The organism is Agrobacterium sp. K11, assembly GCF_059429395.1.
Map to the genome: position 1 here is coordinate 183,684 of NZ_JCAHRB010000002.1, position 24,499 is coordinate 208,182.

The window sequence follows — 24,499 nt, forward strand, 5'->3', positions numbered from 1 at the left end:
GTTTTCATGCGTCATGCACGACTAGATCCGGCATCCAGCCACGGCGCGTCTGCACCGTGAGAAACTATTATTAAGCGATCAAGGACTTGGTCGCACTGGACCCCGGATCACATCCGGGGTGACGGAGAGCTGGGCGGCAGCTTGGTGGCTTTGGTCGCCCTATCCCTTGCCGGACGTGTGCGGCTTCACGGCGCATATTGCATAACGGTGCTGCAATCCCCGCAAAATGCCTTTCAGCAGACTGAAATTTTTCGCCTGGGCACGATGAATGGCCTGAAGTTCCTGATCGATAGCAACGGGCTCGAAGCCGGTTTCACGCAACAGCGCTGCAACGTCACCAGCTCTTGCACCCTGTGAAAAATAGACCCGCGATAGAATGCTGTTGAAGGTGTTTTCCGGATCCGCCGGCTTGTGCGGCTGGTCCGGCTTCACAAGGCCGATGCTTTCCAGACCCGCCGCCAGCTTCTTGACCAGTCTTTCGCGCCAGCCGGTGTTGACGAAATCGCCATCGACGATCAGCAGGCGTCCGCCGGGTTTCAAGACACGGAACCATTCGGCAAAGCTTGCCTTCGGGTCAACCAGCGTCCAAACCAGATGGCGGGTGATGATGACGTCGGCGCTTTCGTCCGGCTCCATCGTGTTTTCGGCGTCGCCGACAAAAAAGCGGATATTGCGCCCGCGGGTTTTCGCCTTCGCCCTTGCAAGCTCCAGCATGGTTTCCGACCAATCCATGCCGGTGACCTGAAAACCGAGATCGTCCATCAGGTGCGAGATAACGCCGGTGCCGCTGGCCAGATCCAGCGCCTTGCGGCCTTCTCCCTGGCCCAGATGCTTCAAAACCAGCGCGTGCCAGGCCTTGCGCTCTTCTTCGGAGAAAATCTCATGACCCGGGGAAAGGTCGAAAGTCGCGGCGCGGCCGGACCAATAGGTTTTGATTTCGTCTCTCAGGCTGTCGTTTTTGCCATAGTGGATAGTGTCGATCATCGGTCTTCAGCTCACATACCGCTCAGTTAAGAATGGCTCTAAAACATAAAACTTGACTAGTATAGTCAGAAAATAATACAGCCGCGCCAGTCAACACTGGAGAGCAATATCCGATGCGCATCTCAGCCAAATCCGCGGCACTTGCCCTTGGCCTTCTCGTATCCGCAGCGTGGCCTGCATTGGCCGAAAAGGTCACCGTCAAGGATGTGACCGGCCGCGACGTGGAAGTCAATGTGCCCGTTTCGCATGTGATCCTCGGCGAAGGCCGTCAGATCTATTTCCTGGCGGCGCTCGACAAGGAAAACCCTTTCCAGCACGTTGTCGGCTGGCGCGACGACCTGGCGAAAGCCGACCCGGAAACCTATGCGGCCTATCTTGCCAAGTACCCTGATATTGCCAAGCTGCCGACCTTTGGCGGCATGAAAGACGGCACCTTCGACATCGAGCAGGCCATTTCGCTGAAGCCAGACGTGATCCTGATGAACATCGACGCGAAGACCGCGACGCAGGAGGCCGGTTACATCGAGAAGCTCGAAAAGGTCGGCATCCCGCTCGTTTACGTCGACTTCCGCGAAAAGCCGATGGAAAACACCGAGCCGAGCATGCGTCTGATGGGCCAGCTGACCGGCAAGGAAAAGATCGCCGAGGACTTCATCAAGTTCCGCGCCGACTCCATCGCCAAGGTCACCGATACGCTCGAAAAGGCCAATCCGAAGAAGCCCGTCGTGTTCGTCGAACGCGCCGGCGGTTATTCCGACGATTGCTGCATGTCCTTCGGCAACGAGAATTTCGGCAAGATGGTCGAACTCGCCGGCGGCATCAACATGGCCAAGGACATCATTCCCGGCACGTTCGGCAACGTCAATCCGGAACAGATCATCGCCTCCAATCCGGAACAGATCATCATCACGGGTGGCAACTGGAACGGTTATGTTCCCGGCGGCAACTGGGTCGGTGTCGGTTATGGCGCGGATATGAAGGAAGCCCACCGCAAGCTTGAAAACCTGACCAAGCGCCCGGCTTTCACCGGGGTACAGGCGGTCAAGAACGGCAATGTCCACGCCATCTGGCACCAGTTCTACAACAACCCGTATCAGTTCGTGGCCATTCAGGAAATCGCCAAGTGGCTGCACCCGGACCTCTTTAAGGATCTCGACCCCGAGGCGACCTTCAAGGAGCTGCATGCCCGCTTCCTGCCGCTCGACTACAAGCCCGGTTACTTTGTGTCGCTGAAGGACACGAAATAAGACAGGGACGGTGAAGGGGAGCGCCGTCCGATCGATGGATGAAGCCGCAGCCATGCGGCTTCATCATTTTCTTTTGGAACTAAGAGGACTTCTCATGCGGCTTAACGCTCTCAGGCATCTTGCGGTGCTGGCTTTGTCTCTTCTCGCTTTACCGGCTTATGCCGGAGAAATCACCGATGTCACCGGACGCAAGGTCGAGCTGGACCTGCCGGTCAAACGTGACATCGTCGGTGAGGCGCGCCAGATCCACGTCATCGCGGCGCTCAAAGGCGACCAGACCTTCGACACCATCGTCGGCTGGCGTGACGATCTCCTCAAGAAGGACCCTGACAGCTACGCCGCCTATGTCGAGCGCTTTCCGCAGATCGAAAAACTGCCGCGCTTCGGTTATGTGCCGCAGGGCGATTTCAGTCTGGAAACGGCCATTACCCTTTCGCCTGACGTGATCACCCTCAATCTGGAAGCGGAAAAATCCGCCAAGGAAAGTGGTTTCGAAGAGAAGGCCGCCGCCGCCGGAATCAAGATCGTCTATCTCGATTTTCGCATCGATCCCGAAAAGAACAGCGAAGCCTCGATTGAAATTCTCGGGAAAATGTTTGGCGCGCAAGAGCGTGCAAAGGAATTCATCGCCTATCGCCGTGCAGAAATCGCCCGCGTGACCGACCGGCTAGCCAGCGTCAAGGACCTGAAGCGTCCCGGCGTCTTCATCGAACGCGCGCCCGGCATTTCCGGTGAGGACAATTGCTGCCGCACCTTCGGCTCGGTCAATTTCGGCGCAATGGTCGATCTCGCTGGCGGCCATAATATTGCCGACGGCATCATCAAGACGACGTTCGGCGATCTCAATCCCGAGCAGCTTGTCGTTGCCGATCCGGATCATGTCATCGTAACCGGCTCAAACTGGGCGGCTGAATCCGATATCAACCAGTTCGTTCCCGTTGGACGCGGAGCCGACATGGCTCTTTCTCGGAAAAGACTGACAAACCTGATGAAGCGCACGCCGTTTCCGGAACTGAAGGCTGTCAAACAAGGTAATGTCCATGCCGTCTGGCACCAGTTCTACGGCGCGCCCTACGAGTTCTTTCCGATTCAGCAATTCGCCAAGTGGTTCCATCCCGAGCTCTTCGCCGATCTCGATCCCGAGAAGAATTTTGAGGACTTTCACCGGAAATTCCTGCCCGTCACCTACAAGCCGGGCTACTTCGCATCCCTCGAAAAAGGTTCGAATGAATGAGTTCGTTGAATGAAAGCGCCGTTGGCGTGAGTGGGCGCGATCAATATCGCTCCCTTGCCGCACGAAGGATCGTTATTCTCTTCGGGCTTTTCATCGCCCTTTGTTTCAGTATGGCTGCCGACATGGCACTTGGTCCGGCGCGCTACACGATATCAGAAGTTCTGGCGACGATTGCCGATCCGGCTGCTGCTGCAAACCAGCTTCGGGTGGTGATATGGGATATCCGCATGCCGATTGCGCTGATGGCGGTCACCGTCGGCGCGTCGCTTTCGGTTGCGGGCGCACAGATGCAGACCATCCTGTCCAATCCTCTCGCCAGTCCGTTTACGCTCGGCATTTCGGCCGCCGCCAGTTTCGGCGCCGCGCTGGCCCTTGTTGGCGGCGTTGCGATCTTTCCCGGTGCCGTCCAGTACATGGTGCCGATCAACGCCTTCATCATGGCGATGATTGCCGCCCTGTTCATCCATTTTGCCTCGACGATGCGCGGCGTAACCGTGGAGACTATCGTCCTTCTCGGCATCGCGCTGGTGTTCACCTTCAATGCCGCATTGTCGCTGCTTGAATATCTGGCTTCCGAACAGGCGCTCGCCGCCGTCGTTTTCTGGACCATGGGCAGCCTGACCAAGGCCACGTGGGAAAAGGTCTATATCACCGGTGGTATTCTTCTCGTTACGGTGCCGATGTTCATGCGCAACGCATGGGCGCTGACGGCGCTTCGGCTGGGTGACGACAAGGCAGCCAGCATGGGCATCAATGTGCGTCGGCTGCGGCTGCAGACCATGCTGACGGTCAGCCTTCTTGCCGCGATTCCGGTTTCTTTCGTTGGCACCATCGGTTTCGTCGGGCTTGTCGGCCCGCACATAGCCCGAATGGTGGTGGGCGAAGATCAGCGGTTCTTCCTGCCGGGCTCGGTGATCTGCGGTGCGCTGCTGCTGTCGGCGACCTCTGTTATCAGCAAAATCCTCATTCCCGGCGCAATTCTGCCAATCGGCGTCATCACGGCGCTGGTTGGCGTACCGTTCTTTTTCGCGCTCATTTTCGGCAACAGGAGACGCGCATGGTAGCGCTCGCATTGAAGGATGTCGGCGCTGCCTACGGCCGCACGACTGTTCTCTCCAAGGTCGGCATCGATACGCTGGAAAGCGGCAGTGTCACGGCGGTCATTGGCCCGAACGCTGCCGGCAAGTCCACGCTTTTCAAGCGCATCGCCAGCCTGATCTCCGGTCCCGGGCTTGTCGAGTTGTCAGATACGGCACGCGGCAACCGGGCCATCTGCTACATGCCGCAGGACACCGGCGCCAACGCCGTGCTGACGGTTTACGAATCCGTGCTTCTGTCCGCCAAGCAGGGCGGCGGATGGCGTGTTCACGACGATGAGCTGTTTGAGATCGACGCCATTCTCAAGGCGCTGAAAATCCACGATCTCGCCTTCCGGGGGCTCGGCGAATTGTCTGGCGGTCAGCGGCAGCTTGTGTCCCTGGCGCAGGCGCTGGCACGCAAGCCGGAGGTACTGTTGATGGACGAGCCGACATCTGCTCTCGACCTCCACCGGCAGGTCGAGGTTCTGGGGTTTGTGACCGACCTTGCCCAGAAGACTGGCATGATCGTGCTGATCGCCCTGCACGACCTCAATCATGCGCTTCGTTATTGCGAGAATACGATGGTGATCGCGCGCGGCGAAATGGTGGTGAGCGGCAGCACCGAGACGGTGATAACCCCGGCCATGCTGCGCGATATCTACCGCATCGATGCGCGCATCGAACCCTGTTCGCAGGGCAGGCCGATGGTCATAGTCGACGGCGCTATCTGACGCTATCACAGGGCCCGGCCGCGCCTGCCGCCGGGTCTGCGAGTCTCTGGCTGTTGCAGGACCCGCGACCGCACAAATTCTTGATAATAATAGTCATGAAATAGCTGTTCGGTCGAGAGTTTGGGTGCTAGAGGTTTAGACGGGAAAACTGCTTTGTCGTTTGGGGGCTTGCAGTTTCGTTTATCCTTGAAATTTCTCTCGGTTGAGACATGGGCATACGGGAAGATGACAAGCGTTATAACGCTTACGTCGCGCACAGGGTTGACCTGATCAAATACGCCACGCTTATTTTAGGGTCGCGGGCGGACGCGGAGGACGTGGTTCAGGAGGCATTCCTGAAATTCGTTCCCGAAGGTTCCGGCAATCCTTCCAACCTCAAATCCTATCTTTTCCGCATCGTCCGCAACCTCGCCCTCGATAATCGCCGCCGCAACCGGCAGGACCTGCGGGAGCGGCCCGACGATACCCCGTTCTGGGGCATACCACAGGGTCACGGCACACCAGAAGAGCATGCCCTGTTCTGCGATGAGGTCCGGCAGATGCAGATTATTTTGGCCTCTCTGCCGGTTCAGGCGCGTGTGGCATTGGAAATGCATAGATTTGGCGGCTACAATATGGAAGAGATCGCCCGTCACCTCGGCGTATCCGTGGCTAGCGCCCATCGTCTGATTAAGAGTAGTATTGCCGCCATTACCAAAGAAATGCAGTAAAATAGCCTTTATTGTTTCATCTTGTGAAAAAAAGTTCTCCCTCAAACGTCTTTAAAGCAACACGGAAGACGAGGCATCTCCTCCGCCCAGTCAAAGGAACTGACCGGCTCAATGACAATTGATCCCGATAAAAAAATAACATTGCCGACCGGGAAGGCGGAAGAGGCTGCCGACTGGCTGATACGCCTGCAAACGGGTTCGGCGGAACCGCGGCTGAAGGCGGAATTTGATCGATGGTTGGCTGCTTCGCCGGCAAATCGTCTGGCCTGGGAGCGGACATGCAAGACTTGGCGCAATCTCGGTCTGGTTGAGCCGGGTTTAAAGAGCCTCTGGGAAGACGCGCCGCACCTGCCTGACGTTGCCGGAAAACAGGCATCGCGACGGCGCTGGTCCTTGCGGCATTATGCCGGCATGGCGGTGGCAGCAGGTTCTCTCTGTCTTGCGGTGCTGTTCGTTCCCACGCTTTTCGTCCATATCAAGGCCGAATATCAGACCAGTACCGCAGAGAGCCGCACCATAACCCTTGAAGACGGCAGTAGGGTGCAGCTTGCCGCGGCAAGTGCGCTTACCACTGATTTTGCCAATGGCCGCCGTAATGTGAAGGTGCTGAAGGGCGAAGCTTTTTTTGATGTCGTGCCGGATAGCGACCGTCCCTTTGTCGTGGAGGCGAAAAACCTGACCGTCCAAGTGCTCGGCACGGCTTTCGATGTCGACATGACGGATGGCGTGACGCAAGTCGCTCTTGCGCATGGTTCCGTGGAAGCTTCCTTCCGCAACGCGCCACCAACGCGGCTGGTGCCGGGTGAGATGCTGGTTGTCGACGCCTCCGGTGCAATCCGGAAAGAGACCGTTCCCGTCGAGGATATTGGTGGCTGGCGCAACGGCGAGCTTTACGTTGTGGATGCGACGATCGGTTCTGTCGTCGAGCAAATCCAGCGGTATCATCCCGCATGGCTGACGATGGCGGACAAGACGCTTGCAGAGCAGCGTGTGACTGGCTTCTACAATCTTCGCGATCCGGACCGTGCGCTGGAAGCATTGGTGGAACCCTATAAGGGCAAGGTGCATGCAATTGCCAATACTGCCCGCATCATCACCCGTTTCTGAAGCGCCATAAAACAAAAAATCGTATTCATTTTCAGTCGTTTATAAAAAATTCTCCTAAACCCTGAAAAAAACTGCCGAGGCAATCGTCTTTTTGTTGAGTAATCCGGTCAAGATATAGCCGGAGCGAAGACAGGAAGACAAAAGCAGTATGCGCCTCCAGATACGTAAGAACGGTTCAGGGAAAAACGCGGCAAAGCCGGCACGTATGACCGTGCTTTTGGCGACAACGGCGGTGGTCGTTTCAATGTCGGTACCGGCTTTTGCGCAGAGCGGACCGAATGCCGCCAATGGTCAGCGCTCCGGTGGCGAGCAGGGTGCAACGCGGCCTTTTAATATTCCCGCCCAGCCGCTGTCCTCCGTTGTCGGCGTTTTCGGGCGACAATCCGGTCTGCAGGTTACGCTTGCCACACCGTCCGCCGGCAATGTGCGCACCAATGCCGTTACCGGCAGTTTTACGGTGCGGGATGCGCTGTCCCGGCTTCTGGCAGGCACGGGCGTGAATTTCCGGTTTGCCGGAAATGGCAGAACCGTCGTCATAGGCTCGGGGCAGGCCGTTGCCGATCTTTCCGGGGCGGAAGGCACCACCGTTCTGGAAGAAATTACCGTGACGGGAAAAACCGGACGCAATTCCATTGCCGGCACCGGTTATCAGGGAACGCCCGACTGGGTTTATGAAACACCCGCCAGTGTCAGCGTCGTCAGTCGCGAGGCGATCCAGTCCGCCGGCGTGCGCAACACGCGCGATGTCTTCAACCGCGTCTCCGGCGTCTATGCCGGTGAGGGCAATGGCAGCTTCCCTACCGTTTCGCCCAATATACGTGGCTTGCAGGAAAGCGGCCGCGTGGTCGTCTCCATCGATGGTGCGCGGCAGAATGCGCAGCGTGGCGCAGCTTTCGGCGGGGCCACGAGTTACACCGCGAGCGCCGGGCAGGGTTACGTCGATGTTGCCTTTATCCGTGCTGTCGAGATCGAGAAAATAACCAATGCGAGGTCGGGTAACGCGGGTTCACTTGGCGGGAAGGTCGAGTTCCGTACCGTCAGCGCCGCCGATCTGATCCCCGAGGGTGCGAACAAGGGGGCGGAGGTGAATGTCTCCCGTGGCACCAATGGTTACGATTTTCAGGGTTCGGTTCTGGCCGCAGTTCGTGAGCCGAATGGCCCTCTCTCCTTTGTTGCCGGTTACAGCCGCACGATCATGGATGAATACAAGATCGGAACCAAGGGTGAGGCCCGAAGCACCGCTTTGACGATGAAGGACCTGCTCGGCAGGGACGGTTGGTCGACCTTTTTCAAGGGCGAAGGTGACTTCGGGGATGTGCAGACTTCGTTGTCATGGATGCATCAGCAGAATGATTTTGTTCAGGGTGCGTCCACCGTGGTCGACAGGGAAAGTGTACGCAACGACAGCGTCGTCGCGAAGCTGGACTGGGACCCCGAAAGCGAACTCATCGATTTCAAATCTTCGTTGTGGCTGAACGACAATATGACGCAAGAGTTGCGATCGGCGCGCACTTATGCGGTGGAGACCAATCTAGATATGGGCCTGCGCAGCTTCGGTGGCAACTTGGAAAATACCAGTCGTTTCGACACCAAGGCGGGTGCGCTCAGCCTAAATTATGGGGCCGAAGCCTTCCGGGATATAGCCACATCCGTTGCTATGAGCTCCAAGATCAAGGAAAACCCCTCCTTTGCTACCAGCTACACGGCTTTCAGCCCCGCCGGGCGGCGCGATGTCGCGAGCCTGTTTTTAAACGGTGAGCTGGAGCCGGCGGATTGGATCACGCTAAGTGGCGGCGTGCGTTACGACTGGTCACACCTGAAGGGATCGGCGACTTATTACAGTACCCGCAGCTATCTCGTAGACACCTCTGTCCCCTGCGATCCAGTCGGCAACCATTACACACCTCTCGACTATTTCAATCAGGTGTTCCTTCCCGCCAACCCGTCCTGGGCTGCGCTCTACGCGCTTTATCTGGCGCGTGCCTGGCCTAATGCTTCGGCAGGTTGCATGCCTGGAACTGGCACAATTACGCCACCGATACCTGTTACCGAATACCCGGAGCACAATGTCGATATCGATCGCACCTACGGTGCCTGGCTACCCTCCGCCACGATTGAACTGAAACCCGTCGACTGGTTCCGTCCCTATGTGAGCTATTCCCAAAGCCTGCGTCCGCCGACAATTCTCGAGGCTCTCTTTGCCGGTGCCCGTCCGGGGGACAGCCCCGGATATGAATATGCCCCGAACACATCCCTGCGGGCCGAAAAAGCCACCACTTACGAAATCGGCGCGAATATGAGCTTTGACGGCGTGCTGCTGGACAACGATTCCGTCCGCATCAAAATGGCCGCCTTTCGCCGTGGGGTGAAGGATTACATCGCTCTCGGTTATCTCGTCACGGATCAGGTGGCGGATCGGACCTATACCAGCTTCGTCAATCTCGACGGCACGACCTATATGCGCGGCCTTGAATTCGAGGGCAATTATGATGCGCGGAGCTTCTGGCTTGGTGGCTCAGCGACGCTGCTGAAGACCGATTGGCCGGACAAAACCCAGGTTTTCTCTAACGGCACGACCACGACAAGCGGCGAGATCGTCGCATGGCCGGGTGACGTTGCACCCAAGGTGAAGCTGACGCTTGATGGCGGCATGCGTTTCTTCGAGGAAAAATTCTCTTTGGGCGCACGGCTCAACCATGTCACGCCGACGCAATCGCGGACGCTCGATACGGAGGGCAATCTGCGAGAGGTAACCGATCCCTACACGACGGTAGACCTATACGGCTCCTATACCTTCAACGAAAAGGCGACGCTTCGTTTCGCGGTCAATAACCTGACCGACCGCAAATACATCCCGGCAGCCAGTGCCTATACCGCGCCGGGCCGCACATTTATCGCAACGATGAACGTGAAGTTCTGATGCGCGGAAGAAATTCTCCGGGCTGGGGTTGCAGCCCGTCCCGGAGATGAAACGCCTTCGTCACATGACAAAGGTATCCCTATTGGCCAGCAAAGGAGTACACCTATGGCTACCACAATTCAACTGACGCAGTCTTCCTCCGACCTGATAGGTTACCTCAACGGTTGGACGAGCGGTTTCGGTTCGACCTATGGTGCGTTCTACGACGCTCAGACCAGCTCTCTCGCCACTACCACTATCGATCCGAACACGACCTATGAGGCGTGGGGCGATGGCAGCAACGGTGGCAAGGGCATTGTCATGAGCGGTGCCCTGCAATACTCCCAGGGCAACCTGACAGGTTCGGTCGACAGCATCGTTCTCGGCACCGGCTACAGCCAGTCCACTAGCGGCATCGCCGTCAGCCAGCAGGAACTGTTGATCGATCCCGACGGCTCCTACTCGCTCGCAGGCGCGCGCGATCTTCTCGATCTCGCCGTTTACCAGCTTGCCCGTTTCGGCTCTCTGGCCGGCTTCTATGACTACTTCGCGGCCACCGGCACGGTGATCGAGGATACGGCCGCTTCCAATACCCTGACGGGCTTTGCCGGCGCGGACACCTTCGTATTCTCCGGCGGCAATGACGTCGTGAACGCCGGCCCGACCGGAACCTACGGTTATCAGGATGGTACGGATACGCTTGATGTTTCCGCCTGGGGTGCAACTTCGGTGAATGATTTGTTGTGGTATAACGATAACGGAAATGCCGTTATCCTTTCGGCAGCAGACACGTCCGTATCCATCACGCTCAACGGTGTCGATGCAAGCGTACTCGACGCATCGGACTTCATTTTCGCCAGCGCATCGGCGCTTGCCGCTTAAAGGAAAATCAGGCTGTGGGCTTTCAAAACCACCAGCAGACACTGCCGCAGTCCCTCACTGCGGCGGTTGTTTCGCCCCTTAAAAGCACGTTTTTCGGTGTGGCGCTCGTCAGCGGTGTGGTCAACATCCTGGCGCTGACGTCGCCCCTGTTCATGCTTCAGGTTTACGACCGGGTGCTGGCCAGCGGCAGTTTGCCGACACTTGTCGGGATCGCCATTCTTGCGCTCGGCCTCTATGGCTTCCAGTGCCTGCTCGACATCATCCGCGCCCGGGTCCTGATCCGTATCGGCGAGGACTTCGACATGCGCTATTCCGGCAAGGTGCATTATGCGGTGGTGCGCCTGCCGCTCGTCAACCGTATGCCGGGGGACGGCCTGCAGCCGCTGCGCGATCTCGACAACGTGCGCGGTTTTCTGTCCGGCACGGGGCCCACCGCCTTTTTCGATCTGCCTTGGATGCCGCTCTACCTTGGCATATGTTTTCTGTTCCATTTCTGGATCGGCGTGACGGCTCTTGCCGGTGCCGTTCTGCTTATATCCCTCACCATCTTGACCAATATGTTCTCGCAGAAGCCGATCCGCGACACCATGGTCGAAAACATGGCGCGCAACCGGCAGCTGGAAGCCTCGCGCCGCAACGCCGAAGTCGTGCAGGCCATGGGGCTCGGCGGCCGGCTTGGCAAACGCTGGCAAATCTCCAACGAGGCTTATCTCGCCGCCAACCGCAAGGCGGGCGACGTGGCCGGCGGCCTCGGCAATATCGCAAAATCCCTGCGGATCGTGCTGCAATCGGCCATTTTGGCGGTCGGCGCATGGCTGGTCATTCAGCAGGAGGCCTCAGGCGGCGTGATGATCGCCAGTTCGATCATGATGGGTCGGGCTTTGGCGCCCGTCGATCTTGCCATATCCAACTGGAAGTCCTTCGTTGCCGCCCGCCAGAGCTGGGCGCGGCTAAGGGAGCTTTTTGCGCAGATGCCGGTAACGGCGACCGCAATGGCACTGCCGAAGCCTGAGAGAGAGTTGAAAGTCGAAAACGTCACCATCATTCCGCCGGGAGAGAGAAAACCGACCGTCGCGGGCCTTGGTTTCGTCATGACCGCCGGGAATGCGCTCGGTGTCATCGGCCCGTCCGGCTCGGGAAAATCCACCCTCTCGCGCATTCTCACTGGAGCCTGGACGCCCGCCGCCGGCAAGGTGCGGCTTGATGGTGCGAGCTTCGATCAATGGGATCGCGAAGCGCTCGGCCGCCATATCGGTTATCTGCCGCAGGGCGTGGAGCTTTTCGACGGCACGATCGGCGAAAACATTTCCCGTTTCGAGGACAATCCCGATCCCGACGCAATCATTGCCGCTGCGAAAGCCGCCGGTGCGCACGAACTGATCCTGCGCTTCGAAAAGGGGTATGACAGCGATATAGGTGAGGCCGGTTCCGCGCTTTCGGCAGGACAACGCCAGCGTATCGGTCTGGCGCGTGCGCTTTATGGCGATCCCTTCATCGTCGTGCTGGACGAGCCGAATGCCAATCTCGATGCGGAGGGCGAAGCCGCCGTTGTCAGGGCGATTGCGTCGGTCAAGGCGCGCAACGGTATCGCCATCGTCGTTGCGCATCGGCCCAGCGCGATCGGTGCCGTTGATTTCATTCTGATGATGGAGGAGGGGCGGATGAAGGCCTTCGGTCCGCGCGACGAGGTTCTCTCGAAAGTGCTGCGCACTCCGAATGCTCAAGCGGCGAAAGGTTTCACTGCATCCGCGCACACGGTTTCACCATTGCGTGTCGTCGCGAATACCCAACCTAAGACGGTGGCGCTGCAAGAGAGTGGCGAAGAGAACAGGCAGGAAGGAGATACGGATGTCAAAAATTGACCAGCGCACGCAGGTGTCCCGCTCCATCCGCAAACATCTTCTTGCCGGTCTTGCCGCAAGTGTAGCACTGCTGGCCGGCGTCGGCGGATGGGCAGCGACGACAAATCTTGCTGGCGCGGTCGTGGCGTCCGGTCATCTTGTGGTCGATTCCTATATCAAGAAGGTCCAGCACCCCAAGGGTGGCGTCGTCGGTGAAATTCTGGTGAGCGAAGGTGGCAGGGTAAAGGCCGGCGACGTCGTCATGCGTCTCGACGCCACCCAGACCCGCGCTAATCTCGCCATAGTGACCAAGCGGCTGGATGAGCTGAGCGCGCGCATGGCAAGGCTGGAGGCCGAACGGGACGATCTGCCGGAACTCGTTTTTCCACAGGCTCTGGTGGCGCGCAAGGACGATCCCGATGTCGCTTCCGCCATGCGCAGCGAAACCAGGCTGTTCGAATTTCGCAAATCCTATCGCGAGGGGCGCAAAGCACAGCTTGTGGAGCGTATCACCCAGTTCGAACATGAAATCGAAGGGTTGAGGGCACAGGAAGTCGCCTACGACAACGGGCTTGCGGTTTTGCAGGCTGAGATAACCTCGCAGAAATCCTTGCGGGAGCAGGGCATCGTGTCCGTGCAGCGGCTGAACAGCCTGCAGACCCAGGCCGCGACATTTGGCGGTGAGCGTGGCGAAAAAATCGCCTATCAGGCGCAGACGGCGGGCAGGATCACCGAAACGAAACTGCAGATCCTGCAGATCGATCAGGAACTGCGCACCGAAGTGGGCCGGGAACTGCGCGAGATACAGGCGCAGACGGGTGAATATGTCGAGCGGAAGGTCGCTGCGGAGGACGAGCTGAAGCGCATCGATATCATCGCGCCGCAATCCGGCATGGTGCATGAAATGGCGGTGCATACCGTGGGCGGCGTGGTGACGCCGGCCGACCCGATCATGCTCATCGTGCCTGATGGGGACGAACTGGCACTCGAGGTGCAGATCGTGCCGAAGGATATAGACCAGTTGCAGGTAGGGCAAAAAGCGATGCTGCGGATGACCGCGTTCAACCAGCGTGTCACGCCGGAACTGGAAGGCCATGTCAGTCGCATCGCCGCCGATATCACCACCGATCAGAGGACCGGCCTCTCCTATTATCTGGCGCGGATTTCCATACCGGTTGCCGAGCGGGAAAAGCTGAACACTGCGCCGCTGATGCCGGGCATGCCTGCCGAGGCCTTCATCCAGACCAGCGAGCGCACCGCGCTCTCCTATATCGCCAAGCCGCTGACGGACCAGATCAACCGCGCCTTCCGGGAAGAATAGCGGGCTTTTCTGATTGGCAGTCACGACTTGAGATCAAAGCCAGCCCAGCGCTTTCGCTGCGCGGATCGCTTCCGCGCGGCGTTTGCAATCCAGCTTGCGGAACAGGTTTCCGAGATGGAATTTTACCGTCACTTCCGAGATGTTGAGGGTCTGGGCAATCTTCTTGTTCGACATGCCGCTGGCTAGCAATTGCAGCATCTGTGCTTCCCGCTGTGAAAGCCCGCCATGCAGGGCGCGTGCCTGCGGCGAGTTGACCGAGGCGGCGAAAATCGACAGCGCGTTCCGGACATCGGAAGAGGTTTCGATGAAACCGCGGATACGGCGATTGTTCAGAAGCGGCGACAGGAATATGCGCTCCTCCGACAGGACGCCGTTGCAGCCAAGGCGCGTCGCCGATTCAAGTGCGTTGAGGATATGGGCGCGGGCGCCGGCACTGTCACGACGCTGGTGTGCGGCATAGCTCTGCCATATTCTGAGCGCGACCTTTTCGCGGTTGGTGACCTTGGGGTTGGCGATCATTGCATCCATCTGCCGGGCGAGATAGGCGCGCGGCGTGAAAAGATGTACCGCGTCGCGGAGCCAGGCCATCACATAGGCGATTTCGTCGCGCCGCGTGAGCCGGGCAAGGTCCTCATTCGCGCTCTCCACCCAGTTGCGACCCATCGGCATGCGAATTGCCGATAGCGTCGCTGCCGCATCCGCCCAGCGGTTGGCGTTCTGGTAGGCGATGGCCGTTCTGATCTCCATCATCGCATGGAATTGCAGCCCTTCCGAAAGGTGAATCCACAGGCCGTCGAGAAAGCCCGGACGAACGGTCATCGGAAAATGATCGATCAGCACCTGCGAGGCATAATGCAGGGCAAACTGCATCAGGCTCGGCCATATCTCGGCGGCGGCGAAGTGGTCGAATTCATGCTCGACGAAGTGCAACAGGTCGCGTGGTTTTCCCGCCTCATAGGCAAGGCAGGCTTCCGCCAGCCGCAGCATTCGGAACTCCTGCGCGGCGTCGTGTGGCACCTGTTCCAACCTCGTGCGCGCATCCTGTGCCGCGCGACGGGCCAAGAGCACATCACCGCTCATCAGTCGCAGGACGATCTGGTGCAGATGGATGAAGAATTCGAGCAGCGGTTGCCCGCCCATCTTGCGCAGATAGATAAGCGCGCGGGCGGCGGCGGCCTCGGCCTCGCGAAAATTACGGCGGCGGATTTCGAATTCCAGCAGCGCATTGTAATAGGCGGCCCATTTGCCGTGATCGTCCATGGGGTAATCGGCCATGAATTCCCCGAGGCGCGTTATCACAGCGTCATTGGGGGTCAGGTCCTCGGCAATCATCAGGTTCAGCCGGAAGGTGCGGGCGGCAAAGGAAAAACGCGAACCGCGGGCAAGCACCTTGAGTGGATCGAGATAATCCGAACCGAGGCTCTTGCCAAGCAGATGGCGCACGCGTTGCAATTCGCCCTGTTTCAGCAATGCGCGAGTGACGGCGAAGAGGACTGTTTCATTCGCCGCGATCATGTCCTGCGAAAACCGCATGATGATCTCGCGAAACCTGTCGACGCTGCTTCGGTAGATCAGTTCGCGCCCATGGGCGCGTTCTAGGATTTGCGCAGCGTGGGTCTCATAACCGCGGTCAAGCAACATGGCCATTGCCGCAAGCGCCCGCCCTTCCTTCTCGAATGCGGAAGCGACCTCTACCACTGCCCTGCCAGCCTGTAATGTGGCGAGACGTTCTCCCGCTGCCACGGTCAGAAGCCTTATCAGTGTGTCGTGTTTTTCCGGGTTTGCGATCAGGAAGGGCGGCAGAAGTTCTGCCCATTCAGCGTCGGGTTCTGCCGAGGGATTTTCCAGCCAGAGCGAAAGCGCGACCGTCTGGGCCGGTGACAGATGCGGCAGATAATTTTCCCGCAGATAGTCGACGCATAGTTTTTCGTCGGCGAGGCGAGCGAGAGACAGAAAGGCCGGCCACCCCGCATAATCATCGAGCGCCAGACGCTTCTGTTCTGTTGGAAGGCCCGCGGTCTCATCTTGGCCAAAGGCCAGTTCATTTGCTCCGATCGTCAGCGAACCACGATGCAATATTTGCCGCGCCAGCCCGCTGATACGTTGATCCGGACGGCAGGCGATGACCACGAAACGCACGGTTTCCAGAATAGGGGCGGGCATGCGGACCGCGCGTGCGAAGACCGGCACATCCCATAGCAGCCAGCCTTTTGCCGCCTCATCACTTCTGGGCTGGTGCGTCCGGCATACCTCGGTCCCCAGCTCTTGTGCCAGCAAGTCCATAAGAACGCTTTTCCCGGCGCCCGCCGGCGCGCGCAGAAAGATCACGCCTGCGGTTTCGCTGGCGATACGGCGGCAGAGTGTGGTGCGCGGCAGAAGCGTCATTCAGACAGGGATAGGAGATCTGAATTCAAAAACCTATACTCATTTATCAAAAAACTATACCTTTCTGCGATTGTTCAAAAGGACATGTGGTGAAAACTTGTGCTCAGGAAACTGATGCACAAGGAACGGTCCACCGATGCAGCAACATCCGCTGGTCGCGATTTTGAACAGACTCGGCGCTTTCGTACTGGTCATGATCGCCCTGTCCATCATGATTTTTGCTCTAGCCCGTGTGGTGCCGGGTGATCCCGCCCGCATGGCGCTCGGCCCTGCGGCAACACAGGAACAAGTTGATGCGCTGCGCGGCGAGATGGGTCTCGATAAGCCGCTCGCCGCCCAATACCTCGACTATATCGGCAACGCCCTGCACGGTGACCTGGGCTTCTCGCTGGTTTCCCAGCGCCCCGTCACCACCGATCTGGCCCAGACCGTTCCTGCGACCGTCGAACTGGTTCTGGTCTCAGTGATCTTCATGTTTGCCGTCGCCATCCCGCTCGGCGTCATCACGGCGCATTACCGCGACCGTCCGCTCGACCATATCGGCCGTATCCTCTCGCTCACCGGCGTGACGATCCCGAGCTTTCTGTTTGCCATCACGCTGCAACTGCTGGCCGCTCGCTTTCTCTCCGGGTGGCCGATCATCGGTAGGATCGATCATTCACTTGGCTGGCAGGGTGGCCCGACGGGCTTCATCCTGATCGACGGTACGCTTGCCGGACGGTTCGATGTGGTGCTGGATGCGCTGAAGCACCTTGCGCTGCCGGCCTTTGCGCTCTCCGTGGCCGGTATCGGCCAGATCACCCGCATCACGCGTTCCTCGATGATCGAGAACCAGCGCAAGGATCACGTGCTCACCCTGCAAAGCTTCGGCGTGCCGGAGCGGGTCATCATCTTCCGTTATCTGCTGAAGCTTTCCTCCATCGCGCCGCTGACGATCATGGGGCTCGAATTCGCCTCGCTGATCGGCAATGCCTTCGTGATCGAAATGGTCTTCGCCTGGGGCGGATTCGCATCCTACGGGCTGAACGCCATCCTTCAGAAAGACCTCAATGCCGTGACTGCCGTGGTGCTGGTAGCCGGCCTGTTCTTCATCGTTGCGAACCTGATCGTTGATGTCCTGATCTCGATCATCGACCCGCGCCTGCGCCGCAAGGAGGCTCGCTGATGGCTGATATGAAAATGCTCGAACCCACCGATCGGGGCTTAAGCGCCGGTTACATGATGTGGTACCGCTTCAGCCGCAATCCGGCAGCGGTCATCGGTTCGCTGATCCTGTTGTCGGTGCTGGTTCTGGCGATCTTTGCGCCCTGGCTTACACCCTATCCCAAACATATCGGCGCGGTCGTCGATTTCCGTGCCCGCCACATGCCGCCGGATCTGGAGCACTGGTTCGGAACCGACAAGGCCGGACGCGACATCTTTTCCCGCACTGTCTTCGGGCTCAGGGTCTCGCTTCTTCTCGTCATCGGCGTGCTCGGCATCTCGGTCCCGGTCGGTACCGTGCTTGGCCTGGTCGCCGGTTATTTCGGCGGCTGGACCGAGAAAATCATCAGCGGCCTGACGAATGTGATGCTGGCCATGCCGCCCCTCGTCATGGCGCTGGCGGTCTCCAACCTGCTGGAACCCACCTTGATGAACGCCATGATCGCGATCACGCTTCTATGGTGGACCTGGCATGCGCGGCTGATCTATTCGGTGTCGAAATCCATCGCATCCGAGGACTACATCGAAGCGGCACGTCTTGCAGGTGCGGGTCCGCTGCACATTCTCTTTCGCGAAATTCTGCCCAATTGCGTCTCGGTCATATCAGTCAAGACGACGCTGGATGCGGCATTCGTCATCCTCTTTGGCGCGACGCTGAGTTTCCTCGGTTTCGGCGTCAAACCGCCAACTCCCGATCTCGGCTCAATGGTTGCCGATGGGCGCCAGTTCATGCCGGATTTCTGGTGGGAAGTCCTCTGCCCCGGCGCGGCCGTGCTTTACGTGACGCTGGGTTTCAATCTGCTGGGCGACGGCCTGCGTGACATGTTCGACGTGGAAAGCTAGAGCCATGACTGAACCGCTTCTCAAAGTCGAAAACCTCAACGTCAACTTCACCAACTACGGTCGCACGCGCCAGGTGCTGCGCGATGTCGCCTTCACAGTCTCAGCCGGCGAGCGGGTGGCGCTGATCGGCGAAACCGGATCGGGTAAATCGGTCACCGCCAAGGCGATCATCGGCACTTTGCCGAAGAATGCCACTATTGCCTCCGGCGCCATTGTCATCGACGGGCGGGATGTGCTCGCCATGCCGCGAAGGGAACGCGAGGCGCTTAAGGGAACGGCGTTTTCGCTGATCATGCAGGACCCGCTGTCTTCCTTCAATCCGGTCTTCAAGATCGGCACGCATCTCGATGATGTCATGCGCTTTGCCGACAAGCGCAACGGCATCAACTCGTCCAAGACAGAGCGCCGCACCCGTATCGCAGCGGTTCTGCGCCGCGTGCAGCTTGGCGATACCGAGCGGGTCATGAATGCCTATCCGTCCGAGCTTTCGGGCGGCATGCGCCAGCGCGTGTTGATCGGGCTTGCGCTGCTGCATCAGCCGAAGCTCCTCATCGCGGATGAGCCCGGCACGGCGCTCGACGTCACCACGCAGGATGAAATTCTCAATCTCATCAACCAGCTGGTTGCCGAAGAAAATATGGCGCTGCTGATGATAACCCATAATCTCGGTGTCGTACGTAAGGTGGCGGATCGGGTCGTGGTTATGCACCATGGCGACATCGTCGAGACCGGTCCCTGCACGCAAATCCTGCACGCTCCCGCTGCGGACTACACGCGTTCGCTGCTGGATGCGGTGCCGCCGCTCTACGGTCCGCGTGTCGCCGATCTGGCGCAGAGCACACGCTCGCCGATCGTTACCATCGAGGGCCTGAACAAGATTTACGGCAGACGCAACGGTTACCACGCCGTGCGCGACGTGAACCTGACGCTGAAGGACGGCGAAATTTTCGGTCTTGCGGGCGAGTCCGGTTCTGGAAAAACCTCGGTCGCCCGGATGATCATGGGACTTTCGCGCCCGACCTCCGGCAATCTTGTCATCGACGCCCCATCTCCCGGGCGTGGCAAGCGGCTGACGCAGATCGTCTATCAAAATCCGGGCACTTCCCTAAATCCGAAGCGCACGGTCAGGCAGACGCTTACCCTACCGTTGAAATCCATCGGTATGGACGGTGAGGCGCGCGAACGCCGGATGCAGGAACTGATGGGGCTGGTGCGATTGCCGCAATCCTATCTCGGTAAATATCCGCATGAACTTTCCGGCGGACAGAAGCAGCGTGTCGCCATTGCCCGTGCACTCGCGGCTGAACCGAAGATCCTCATCCTCGACGAGCCGACGGCGGCGCTTGATGTCTCCGTGCAGAAGACCGTTATCGACCTTCTGCTGCAGCTGCGGGAAGAGCTTGGCCTGACCTATCTGATGATCTCGCACGACCTCTCGCTGATGCGCAATTTCTGTTCGCGCATCGCCATCATGCTGCGTGGCGAGATCGTCGAGGAAGGGGTGACGTCTGCGGTTTTCACCGAGCCGAAGCATCCCTACACCCGCGCCCTTATCGCGGCGATCCCCGTCGTCACCGACGAGGAAGAGCGCCTGAAACCCACCGTGACAGAGGAAGAGCGTATGCGCTTCCTCGTAAAAACGACCGATTGATAAAAGAGGAGCCTGACGTGTATCGCGTTGGAATTGACGTCGGCGGCACAAATACCGATGCCGTTGTGTTACAGGAAAAGACTGTTCTGGCGGGGGTGAAAGCCTCCACCACCGAAGATGTGACGTCCGGTGTCATCGAAGCCCTTGAAAAGGTGATCGAGGCGTCGGGCATCGACAGGGCACACATCGGTGCCGTGATGATCGGCACCACGCATTTTACCAATGCGGTGATCGAGCGGCGGCATATGGACGAGGTCGCCGCCATCCGGATCGGCCTGCCGTCCGGCGCCGGCCTGCCGCCGATGGTCGACTGGCCGGATGACCTCCGGGAAATCGTTGGTAACCACGGTTATCAGGTCCGCGGCGGATATGAATTCGACGGTCGCGAAATCTCAGCCCTCGATGAGGACGAAATCGTCCGCATCGCCGCCGATATCCGCGCAAAGGGCCTGAAGGCCGCGGCCGTCACCTGCGTCTTCAGCGGCATCAATGATGCGATGGAAGTGCGGGCGAAGGATATCCTGCAGGAGCGCTGCCCCGGCCTGCCGGTGGTTATGTCCAAGGATATCGGACGGCATGGTCTGCTCGCCCGCGAAAGTGCTGCGATCATGAATGCCAGCCTTCTTTCGCTTGCGGACCGCACCGTTGCCGCTTTCGGCGAGGCGCTGAAGGCAGCGGGCATAACCTGCCCGTTCTACATCACCCAGAACGACGGCACGCTGATGGCGGCGGATGTGGTGCGCGGCTTCCCTGTGCTCACCTTCGCCTCCGGCCCGACGAATTCCATGCGCGGCGCTGCTTTCCTCACCGGCCTCAAGGATGCCGTGGTCGTGGATGTCGGCGGCACCACCTCCGATGTCGGCTCGCTGTCGCACGGCTTTCCGCGCCAGGCGTCCACGACGGTGGATATTGGTGGCGTGCGCACCAATTTCCGCATGCCGGATGTGTTCTCGATCGGTCTCGGTGGCGGCTCGCTGGTGGTCAATGGCGAACATGGCCTCACCGTTGGCCCGAAATCAGTTGGTTACCGCGTCCGCCGTGAGGCGCTCTGCTTCGGCGGCACGACCCTGACTGCAACCGATATCGCTGTCGCCTCCGGCAAGGCGGACGTGGGCGAGAAGGCTCTGGTTTCCACTCTGGACAAGCGGCTGGTGGATGCCGCAGTCAAAAAGATCAACGACATGCTCGAGTCCTGTGTGGAGCGCAGCCGCATCTCGTCATCGCCGGTGCCGGTGATCGCCGTTGGCGGCGGCTCCATTCTCATGCCTGACCGTATCGGTGATCTGGACGTCATCCGCCCCGAGAATTTCGCGGTGGCGAATGCCGTGGGTGCAGCGATCGCGCAGATCAGCGGCGAGACGGACCGCGTCTTCTCGCTGATCGAGGGGCGCACGCGTGAAAGCGCGCTTGCGGAGGCGGAGGCCGAGGCACGCGAAAAGGCGATTGCGGCTGGTGCAGTGGCCGAAACGCTGGAAGTCATCGAGCGCGAGGATATGCCGCTTGCCTATCTGCCCGGCAATGCCACCCGCATTCATGTGAAAGTCGTTGGAGAAATGGGAGCCAATCATGGCTGAGACGCGCAAGCTGAAATATGACGAAGCGGCATTGCGTACGCTGACGAGGGAAGATCTCGACGCGCTGGAAATCGGTGCGGGCATTCTCGGCACCGGCGGCGGCGGCAACCCCTATCTGGGCAAGCTGCTTGCACTCGAGGCCATGAAGGCCGGTTACGAGATGAAGATCCTTGCGACAGACGCCATCGAGCCGGACGCGCTTTGCATGTCCATCGGCGGCATTGGCGCCCCCGTTGTCGGCGTGGAGCGCATTCGCGAGGGCCGTGAGGGGCTGCGTTGCCTGCGCGCCATGGAAGAGCTGATCCGCACGCCGGTAGACGCCATCGTCTGCGAGGAAATCGGCGGCTCGAACTCCATGAACCCGCTGGTGACGGCGGCGCTTGGTGGGCTGCCGATCCTCGATTGCGACGGCATGGGCCGGGCTTTCCCAGAGATGCAGATGACGACCTTCTCCATCTACGGCCACAGTTCGACGCCATCGGTGATGTGCGACCTGCACGGCAATGCCGTGATCTTCAGCCACGCCGTTTCCGAAGTCTGGCACGAGCGCATGGCCCGCGCCTGCGTCGTTTCTCAGGGCGGCGGCGCAATGCTGGCGACCGCGCCGATGCAGGCCCACTACGTGCACCAGTACGGTATTCCGAAAACCTACACCAAGGCGATCGCGCTCGGCGAGGCGGTGATGCGTGCCCGCAAGCAGCAGGAAGACCCGATTGCGGCAGTCTGCGCGCTTGAAGGCGGACGGCGCATCTTCAACGGCAAGATCACCGATCTGAAACGCCATCTGCGCGGCGGTTTCGCCGTGGGCGATGTCGAGCTTTCCGGCTTCGACGATTGCTCGGGCCAGACGGCGAGCGTGGCGATCCAGAACGAATTCCTGCTGTTCCGCCGTGACGGCAAGGTGGAAGTGACCGTCCCTGATCTGATCGTCTTGCTCGATGTCGATACCGGTTACCCGATCACCACCGAAGTCCTGCGTTACGGCCAGCGCGTGGCCGTGGTCGCGATCCCCTGCCACGATCTGCTGCGCAGCGCCCGCGCGCTCGAAGTCGTTGGACCGGCGGCTTTCGGTTACCCGGACATTCCTTTCTCACCGCTGCCCGTCCCGGTCGGCAAGGCTGCCTAACCATAAGCGGGGCAAATGACCCGCAATAAAGAGGAGAACGACAATGAAAATGCCAGGACTTCCTTCCCGCCTTGCCGTGCTTGCGCTCGGCACGGCAATCGCGTTGCCGCTTGTTTCTTCCGCTGCTTTTGCGGATGACAAGGTTTCGGTCGCGGTCAACACCATGCAGATATTCAGCTCGCTCGACCCGGCGAAAGTGACTGACTATACCGGCTACATGGCCATCGTGAACATGTATGACGGCCTGACCACGGTGAACGCCAAGGGCGAAATCGTGCCGCATCTGGCAAAGTCCTGGGATATTTCTGCAGACGGCCTGACCTATACCTTCCATCTGCGCGACGATGCGAAGTTCCAGGATGGCACGGCGGTGAAGGCTGCCGATCTCGTCTGGTCGGTGCAGCGCCTGCTCGGCATCAACAAGGGTCCGTCGAACCTCATCGTCGGTGTGTTGAAGCCCGAAAACGTCAGCGCGCCTGATGATGCGACGCTCGTCATGAAGATCGAGCGTCAGTTTTCGCCCTTCATGGCCTCCACGCCGCTGATGATGGCGTTGAACAAGTCGTTGATCGAAGCCAATGCCAAGCCCGAAGACAAGTGGGGCGAGGCCTATGTGGGCGAACATTCCGCCGGTTCCGGCCCATACAAGCTCGTCAGCTACAACCGTTCTGCCGATATGGTCATTGCCCGCAATGCGGACTATTTCCTTGGCTGGACCAAGGGCAAGCCGATCGACGAAGTACGCTTCGTCCAGACGAGCGACGACGCTACCGTCAAGGCGCTGGCTGAAAAGGGCGAACTTGGCCTTTCCTCGCACGGCCTTGGCAACGACACCTATGAATCCATCGGTCGGATGAAGGGTTACAAGCTCATCCAGACCCGCACCGCCGGCGGTTTCGTCATCAAGCTCAACACCAAGGTTTACCCGACCGACGACGTTCACGTTCGTCGCGCCATTGCCTATGCGACGGATTACAAGACGATCCAGGAAGTGATCTATCCCGGTTTCGACATGCAGGGGCCGCTATCCGACGCTTTCAAGGACGCGCATAACGGCGATATTCAGCCCGGCGTCTACGATCTGGAAAAGGCGAAGGAAGAACTGGCGAAGTCGAAATATGCCGGCCAGAAAATCACGCTGGTCAACAGCTATGTCGCTTCGCTGGCCTTCGAGGCGGAAGTGGCGCTGCTTTTGCAATCCAGCCTCGAGCAAATCGGTATTACGCTCGATATCAAGCCAGAGCCGTGGAACCGTATCGTTGAGCTTTCCTCCAAGCCTGAAACGACGCCTGCGTCGACGCAGGTGAATATCTCGCCGACCTATCCGTCTCCGGATGCGATGTTCTACAACCAATATCACTCCAAGGCATCAGGCACATGGATGTCGATGGAATGGCTGCAGAACGCGGAAATCGACGGGCTGATCGACAAGGTCCGTGCCACGACCGATACCAGCGAACAGAACGCAACCTACAAGGAACTGCAGACCAAGATCGCCGATCTTCAACCGGATGTCTGGGCGGTTGCGCCGAACCGCCGTTATGCGGCGAACAAGTGCCTTCAGGGTTACGAGTTCATTCCCATGCAGAGCTGGGACCTGAACTTCTCCAACTTCCATTGGGACTGCAAGGCGGAGTGATCTCCGTCCCATGAAAAGCGGTCCCGCCGCAGGGCGGGGCCGA

Annotated in this window: 18 protein-coding genes; 16 read left to right on the forward strand and 2 right to left on the reverse strand. The window is 59.3% G+C overall.

Going from position 1 to position 24,499, the window contains the following annotated elements; translation table 11 throughout:
* Positions 1-159 precede the first annotated feature (159 nt).
* Positions 160-984 (reverse strand): class I SAM-dependent methyltransferase, encoded by an 825-nt coding sequence (locus AC5SEO_RS02565; RefSeq protein WP_025595582.1) that lies wholly within the window; start codon positions 982-984, stop codon positions 160-162.
* A gap of 113 nt (positions 985-1,097) precedes the next feature.
* Here AC5SEO_RS02565 and AC5SEO_RS02570 point away from each other — a divergent pair, with 113 nt between their 5' ends.
* The 10 genes from AC5SEO_RS02570 (at position 1,098) to AC5SEO_RS02615 (ending at position 14,035) form a co-directional block, all read left to right on the forward strand.
* A complete protein-coding gene (locus tag AC5SEO_RS02570; protein WP_003511043.1) occupies positions 1,098-2,231 on the forward strand; it encodes an ABC transporter substrate-binding protein in 1,134 nt (377 codons plus the stop codon).
* Between the two features lie 94 nt (positions 2,232-2,325).
* Positions 2,326-3,465, forward strand: coding sequence for an ABC transporter substrate-binding protein (locus AC5SEO_RS02575; protein ID WP_174068845.1), 1,140 nt, complete (start codon positions 2,326-2,328; stop codon positions 3,463-3,465).
* Positions 3,462-4,529, forward strand: coding sequence for a FecCD family ABC transporter permease (locus AC5SEO_RS02580; RefSeq protein WP_174068844.1), 1,068 nt, complete (start codon positions 3,462-3,464; stop codon positions 4,527-4,529). The genes AC5SEO_RS02575 and AC5SEO_RS02580 overlap by 4 nt, the downstream gene beginning before the upstream one ends.
* Complete coding sequence (locus tag AC5SEO_RS02585) at positions 4,523-5,275, forward strand: ABC transporter ATP-binding protein (protein WP_003511038.1); 753 nt, start codon at positions 4,523-4,525, stop codon at positions 5,273-5,275. Before AC5SEO_RS02580 ends, AC5SEO_RS02585 begins: the two co-directional genes overlap by 7 nt.
* A gap of 209 nt (positions 5,276-5,484) precedes the next feature.
* Entirely contained in the window at positions 5,485-5,985 is a 501-nt protein-coding gene (locus tag AC5SEO_RS02590) for an RNA polymerase sigma factor (RefSeq protein ID WP_013761633.1), read from the forward strand.
* Positions 5,986-6,096: 111 nt separating this feature from the next.
* Positions 6,097-7,092: a FecR family protein gene (locus AC5SEO_RS02595; protein WP_174068842.1), complete on the forward strand. Its 996-nt coding sequence runs from the start codon at positions 6,097-6,099 to the stop codon at positions 7,090-7,092.
* 148 nt (positions 7,093-7,240) lie between these two features.
* Positions 7,241-10,012 carry a TonB-dependent receptor gene (locus AC5SEO_RS02600; RefSeq protein ID WP_174068841.1) on the forward strand — a complete coding sequence of 924 codons (2,772 nt, stop codon included), beginning with the start codon at positions 7,241-7,243 and terminating at the stop codon, positions 10,010-10,012.
* A 105-nt stretch (positions 10,013-10,117) separates the two neighbouring features.
* Complete coding sequence (locus AC5SEO_RS02605; RefSeq protein WP_035199494.1) at positions 10,118-10,873, forward strand: hypothetical protein; 756 nt, start codon at positions 10,118-10,120, stop codon at positions 10,871-10,873.
* A gap of 14 nt (positions 10,874-10,887) precedes the next feature.
* On the forward strand, positions 10,888-12,735 hold the full coding sequence (locus AC5SEO_RS02610) for a type I secretion system permease/ATPase (RefSeq protein WP_421460551.1): 1,848 nt from the start codon (positions 10,888-10,890) through the stop codon (positions 12,733-12,735).
* Positions 12,722-14,035: an HlyD family type I secretion periplasmic adaptor subunit gene (locus AC5SEO_RS02615; RefSeq protein ID WP_013761628.1), complete on the forward strand. Its 1,314-nt coding sequence runs from the start codon at positions 12,722-12,724 to the stop codon at positions 14,033-14,035. Before AC5SEO_RS02610 ends, AC5SEO_RS02615 begins: the two co-directional genes overlap by 14 nt.
* A 33-nt stretch (positions 14,036-14,068) precedes the next feature.
* Here AC5SEO_RS02615 and AC5SEO_RS02620 read toward each other — a convergent pair whose 3' ends face one another.
* On the reverse strand, positions 14,069-16,420 hold the full coding sequence (locus AC5SEO_RS02620; protein WP_065662569.1) for a helix-turn-helix transcriptional regulator: 2,352 nt from the start codon (positions 16,418-16,420) through the stop codon (positions 14,069-14,071).
* Between the two features lie 136 nt (positions 16,421-16,556).
* Here AC5SEO_RS02620 and AC5SEO_RS02625 point away from each other — a divergent pair, with 136 nt between their 5' ends.
* From AC5SEO_RS02625 to AC5SEO_RS02650, 6 genes are read left to right on the forward strand one after another with little or no spacing between them, the layout of a single operon-like run.
* Complete coding sequence (locus tag AC5SEO_RS02625; RefSeq protein ID WP_174068839.1) at positions 16,557-17,585, forward strand: ABC transporter permease; 1,029 nt, start codon at positions 16,557-16,559, stop codon at positions 17,583-17,585.
* The gene (locus AC5SEO_RS02630) at positions 17,585-18,466 is read left to right on the forward strand and encodes an ABC transporter permease (protein ID WP_019564714.1); all 882 of its coding nucleotides are present in this window, start codon (positions 17,585-17,587) and stop codon (positions 18,464-18,466) included. The genes AC5SEO_RS02625 and AC5SEO_RS02630 overlap by 1 nt, the downstream gene beginning before the upstream one ends.
* Before the next feature lie 4 nt (positions 18,467-18,470).
* Positions 18,471-20,117: an ATP-binding cassette domain-containing protein gene (locus AC5SEO_RS02635; protein ID WP_174068838.1), complete on the forward strand. Its 1,647-nt coding sequence runs from the start codon at positions 18,471-18,473 to the stop codon at positions 20,115-20,117.
* Positions 20,118-20,134: 17 nt separating this feature from the next.
* Positions 20,135-21,691 carry a hydantoinase/oxoprolinase N-terminal domain-containing protein gene (locus AC5SEO_RS02640; protein ID WP_026330690.1) on the forward strand — a complete coding sequence of 519 codons (1,557 nt, stop codon included), beginning with the start codon at positions 20,135-20,137 and terminating at the stop codon, positions 21,689-21,691.
* Entirely contained in the window at positions 21,684-22,817 is a 1,134-nt protein-coding gene (locus AC5SEO_RS02645; RefSeq protein WP_111791747.1) for an S-methyl thiohydantoin desulfurase family protein, read from the forward strand. The genes AC5SEO_RS02640 and AC5SEO_RS02645 overlap by 8 nt, the downstream gene beginning before the upstream one ends.
* Before the next feature lie 43 nt (positions 22,818-22,860).
* Positions 22,861-24,456: an ABC transporter substrate-binding protein gene (locus tag AC5SEO_RS02650; protein ID WP_174068837.1), complete on the forward strand. Its 1,596-nt coding sequence runs from the start codon at positions 22,861-22,863 to the stop codon at positions 24,454-24,456.
* Positions 24,457-24,499 lie beyond the last annotated feature (43 nt).

Coding starts and splice junctions, on each gene's coding strand:
- AC5SEO_RS02565 (WP_025595582.1), bottom strand. CDS start 984: ATGATCGACACTATCCACTATGGCAAAAACGACAGCCTGAGAGACGAA.
- AC5SEO_RS02570 (WP_003511043.1), top strand. CDS start 1,098: ATGCGCATCTCAGCCAAATCCGCGGCACTTGCCCTTGGCCTTCTCGTA.
- AC5SEO_RS02575 (WP_174068845.1), top strand. CDS start 2,326: ATGCGGCTTAACGCTCTCAGGCATCTTGCGGTGCTGGCTTTGTCTCTT.
- AC5SEO_RS02580 (WP_174068844.1), top strand. CDS start 3,462: ATGAGTTCGTTGAATGAAAGCGCCGTTGGCGTGAGTGGGCGCGATCAA.
- AC5SEO_RS02585 (WP_003511038.1), top strand. CDS start 4,523: ATGGTAGCGCTCGCATTGAAGGATGTCGGCGCTGCCTACGGCCGCACG.
- AC5SEO_RS02590 (WP_013761633.1), top strand. CDS start 5,485: ATGGGCATACGGGAAGATGACAAGCGTTATAACGCTTACGTCGCGCAC.
- AC5SEO_RS02595 (WP_174068842.1), top strand. CDS start 6,097: ATGACAATTGATCCCGATAAAAAAATAACATTGCCGACCGGGAAGGCG.
- AC5SEO_RS02600 (WP_174068841.1), top strand. CDS start 7,241: ATGCGCCTCCAGATACGTAAGAACGGTTCAGGGAAAAACGCGGCAAAG.
- AC5SEO_RS02605 (WP_035199494.1), top strand. CDS start 10,118: ATGGCTACCACAATTCAACTGACGCAGTCTTCCTCCGACCTGATAGGT.
- AC5SEO_RS02615 (WP_013761628.1), top strand. CDS start 12,722: ATGTCAAAAATTGACCAGCGCACGCAGGTGTCCCGCTCCATCCGCAAA.
- AC5SEO_RS02620 (WP_065662569.1), bottom strand. CDS start 16,420: ATGACGCTTCTGCCGCGCACCACACTCTGCCGCCGTATCGCCAGCGAA.
- AC5SEO_RS02625 (WP_174068839.1), top strand. CDS start 16,557: ATGCAGCAACATCCGCTGGTCGCGATTTTGAACAGACTCGGCGCTTTC.
- AC5SEO_RS02630 (WP_019564714.1), top strand. CDS start 17,585: ATGGCTGATATGAAAATGCTCGAACCCACCGATCGGGGCTTAAGCGCC.
- AC5SEO_RS02635 (WP_174068838.1), top strand. CDS start 18,471: ATGACTGAACCGCTTCTCAAAGTCGAAAACCTCAACGTCAACTTCACC.
- AC5SEO_RS02645 (WP_111791747.1), top strand. CDS start 21,684: ATGGCTGAGACGCGCAAGCTGAAATATGACGAAGCGGCATTGCGTACG.
- AC5SEO_RS02650 (WP_174068837.1), top strand. CDS start 22,861: ATGAAAATGCCAGGACTTCCTTCCCGCCTTGCCGTGCTTGCGCTCGGC.